Origin of the sequence: Pseudomonas sp. (assembly GCF_050739995.1) — a bacterium.
Taxonomy (GTDB): domain Bacteria; phylum Pseudomonadota; class Gammaproteobacteria; order Pseudomonadales; family Pseudomonadaceae; genus Aquipseudomonas.
In genome coordinates this window covers 1-3,504 of record NZ_JBOICG010000302.1, presented here as the reverse complement: position 1 = coordinate 3,504, position 3,504 = coordinate 1, and the positions used below count along the sequence as shown (strand labels likewise).

Genomic DNA, 3,504 nt, shown 5'->3' with positions numbered 1-3,504 from the left:
CGTTTGACCTGTACTTGGTAGACCTGGGATTGAGCCTGGGTTTCAGTGAGTTTGGCTTCGGCGCGGGCCACTTCAAAGCGCCCGACGGAGTTGAGTGCCGCCAGTTGTTTGTTGTGGGCCAGCTCTTCACCGGCGCCACGGCTGGCGGCCTGAGCGGCATTCAGTTGGGCCTGATAGGCCGAACAGTCGAAGCGGGCCAGGGTGTCACCCTTTTTGAACGACTCGCCTTCGCTGAAGGGCAATTCGACGATACGCCCCGACAACTCGCTGGCCAGCATCGCCTGGTCGCGGGCGCGCAACACGCCGCGCGCCTCCTCGGCATTGGAGGTGGCCACTGGAGGATGATCCAACAACGGATCGTCCGCCATGGTCAGTTGCGCCACGCCCATCAGACATGAAAATCCGAACACCCAGCTACGCAACTGCTCCATACGGTCACTACTCCCTGATGATGCCGGCAGTCTAGGGCAGTGAGGTCAAATTGCCACTGCCCAAAGCGGACAAATCTGAATTTATTGTAGGGTGCTGCCGACGTCTTTGCAGGCGTACGTTATGATTGTGCCCTCCAAGGATTCAGGATCAAAGGACACGTCATGCGTATCGGTTTTCTGCCACCTCTGGGACTGGCGCTGCTCGCCGGCCTTTCCTTCCAAGCCCAGGCCAGCGGCGATGACTCGTGCTACCCCGACTGGCGGGTATCCCGCGACAACCTTGAAGGCTGCAGCAACCTGCCCTTCCTGAGCCCGGGCAATGACAGCCGGGTCAACCTGCGTCTGTTGCTGGCAGATAAGAAGGTGGAGCCCCTGAAGCCGAACGCACTGAATGAAACCGATCTGGAGCAAGGCTTTGGCCCGGTGCCGTTCCCAGTGTATCGCCTGACCTCCAATGACACACCACCGTCCGAAGCAGACGAATCATCAGGCCCCGGCCTCGACGCACTGCTCGCACCGCTGGGTATCCAGCGCGCTGATACCAAAACCGCTGGTCAAGCCTTCCTCAGCGGCGAAGGCAGCCGCTGCCGCAGCAATGACGACGACAGCGCCGCAGCGTTTATCGGTCAGGTCGTCAAGGCCGACATGCCGGCGGCTGAGCGCGACGTGCTGGTCAAGGCCCGCTTGCAACTGCTCGCCACCTGCGAGTGGACTGGCCAAGTGGTGGACCCACAGCAGATTCAGTCAACCGAAGGCCAACTGCTGCGGACCTATCTGCAAGCCGCCGCCGACTTCTACAGCGGTCGCTTCAGTGATGCCGAACGCGGTTTTGCCGCCGCCAGCAGCGGCGCCCTGCCTTGGTTGAAAGAAACCGCGCTGTACATGACTGCGCGCACCTCGTTGAACCAGGCGCAAGCCGAAGCCTTTGACGAATACGGCATGCCGAAACTCGAGCGTGTGGATAAGTCAGCCCTGAGCGACGCCGAAGAAGGCTTCCTGGGTTACCTGAAAACTTATCCACAGGGCGCCTACGCGGTTTCTGCCCGTGGCTTGCTGCGCCGGGTGTACTGGCTGGCGAATGACGCCGACAAACTGGCCCAGGCCTACGCCTGGCAACTGACCCAGGCAACGGACGCACAACGCAATGCGTCGGTGGATGAGCTGGTGGAAGAAGCCGACCTCAAGCTGTTGATGGCCAATCGCAGCACCGTGCAAAGCCCCATGATTCAGTTGGTCATCGACCTGATGGCGATGCGCGCCCACACACCACCGAACCTGAGCCGCGAAGACCTCGACGGGCAAAAAGCCGTTTTTGCCAGTGAACCGGCACTGTTCGACTACGTACAGGCCGCGTATGCGCTGTACGTCGAGCATCAGCCCGACAGCGCCTTGAAGCTGTTGCCCAAGGAGGTACCGTCGAACCTGGATTATTTCGCCTTCAGCCAACAGACCCTGCGCGCCTTGGCTCTGGAAGAGAAAAAAGATTGGAAAAGTGCAGAAGCGCTATGGCTGCAACTGTTGCCGCTGGCCAAGCTGCCACTGCAACGTGACCAGTTGGAATTGGCCCTGGCCATGAACTACGAGCGCAGCGGCCAGCTGGCCAAGGTCTTTGCCGCCGACTCGCCGATCAGCGCCAAACAGGTGCGCTACATCTTGCTGCGCAACGTGGCCGGACCGGACCTGCTGCGCCAGCAACTCGCCAAGGCCAGCGACCCAGTGGAGCGCAACACCGCACAGTTCGTGCTGCTCTACAAAGACCTGCTGCACAGCCAGTTCGCCACCTTCGCCGACGACCTCAAGCAACTGCCGTCTCCGGCGCCCGACGACAAACTGGGTACTAGCCTGGGCTACGTCTACAGCGCCAGCCAGAACCTGAAGCTATTCCAGTGGAGCGGTGACAAAGCGGAGTCCGGCTATGCATGCCCGAGCATCGCGCAAACTGCCGCAACCTTGCAGAACGACGGGAAAAACCCACAGGGCCTGAACTGCTTCGGCGAGTTCATCCTGCGTAACGGCCTGGATGGCATGCCTCTGGAACAAGCACGTGCCGCTGGTAGCCTGGGCAGTACCGCTTCGGAATTCAAAGGTGAAACCTTCTCGCGGCTTGACGGTTACGCACTCGTCATCGCCAATACCAAGGCACCGAAGAACGACAAGGCCTATGCCCTGTTCCGCGCGATCAACTGCTATGCACCCTCCGGCTATAACAGCTGCGGCGGCAATGACGTTAAACCGGCCGTGCGCAAGGCATGGTTCCGTCAGCTGAAAACCAGCTTTGCCGACACCCAGTGGGGCAAATCGTTGCAGTACTACTGGTGAAGCCCCTGTGGCTCGGCTTGCTGTTGCTGGCGAGCCCGGCCTTTGGCGCTGTCGACGCCCGGGACTATGACGCCTTCTGGCTGTGGAGTGGTGTCACGCCCCAGCCGGTGCTCAAACAGGCGAACACCTTGTACATCCTCCAGGGCCAGATCAACTCCACCCGCCGCGCGCCCCAACGCGGCGTGCAACTGATCGCCCAAGGCATCAGCGTGCCACGCCTGACCCAAGGCGAAGTCTGGGTGGTGTACCGGGCCCACACCCTGCACTGGCCGGAGCCGATCTACACCCAAGTGTTCGGCCAGGTACAACGCTGGCGCGAGGCGGGTAACCCGGTGGTCGGCATCCAGATCGACTTCGACGCACGCACCCAATACCTGCACGAATACGCCGCCTTTCTGCGCGACCTGCGCCAACGCCTGCCCGCCGACCTGCGCCTGAGCATCACCGGCCTGATGGACTGGAGCAGCAACGCCGACCCGACCGCCATCGCCCAGCTCAAGGGCGTGGTGGATGAGGTGGTGGTACAGACCTATCAGGGCCGCCATAGCATTCCGGATTACGCGGCGTACTTACCCCGGATGAATCGACTGGGGTTGCCATTCAAGGTGGGGTTGATTCAAGGCGGGGAATGGGAAGCACCGGGGTACTTGAAGGAGAGTCAGTGGTTTCGGGGGTATGTAGTGTTTTTGCAGAACCCCTGAGAGGCAAAACCCATCACTGTAGTGAGCGGGCTTGCCCCGCGCTGGGTGGCGAA

General features: G+C 61.2%; 3 protein-coding genes. 2 read left to right on the top strand and 1 reads right to left on the bottom strand.

What is annotated here, in order from left to right:
• On the bottom strand, positions 1–431 hold a 431-nt coding region (locus tag ACRESD_RS10275), incomplete at its 3' end, for a biotin/lipoyl-binding protein (RefSeq protein WP_431750811.1).
• Between the two features lie 162 nt (positions 432–593).
• On the opposite strand from ACRESD_RS10275, the gene ACRESD_RS10270 reads away from it, so the two are divergent.
• Together ACRESD_RS10270 and ACRESD_RS10265 are read left to right on the top strand one after the other, a co-directional pair.
• The gene (locus ACRESD_RS10270) at positions 594–2,750 is read left to right on the top strand and encodes an outer membrane assembly lipoprotein YfiO (RefSeq protein ID WP_431750810.1); all 2,157 of its coding nucleotides are present in this window, start codon (positions 594–596) and stop codon (positions 2,748–2,750) included.
• Positions 2,747–3,451 carry a DUF3142 domain-containing protein gene (locus ACRESD_RS10265; protein ID WP_431750809.1) on the top strand — a complete coding sequence of 235 codons (705 nt, stop codon included), beginning with the start codon at positions 2,747–2,749 and terminating at the stop codon, positions 3,449–3,451. The genes ACRESD_RS10270 and ACRESD_RS10265 overlap by 4 nt, the downstream gene beginning before the upstream one ends.
• Positions 3,452–3,504 lie beyond the last annotated feature (53 nt).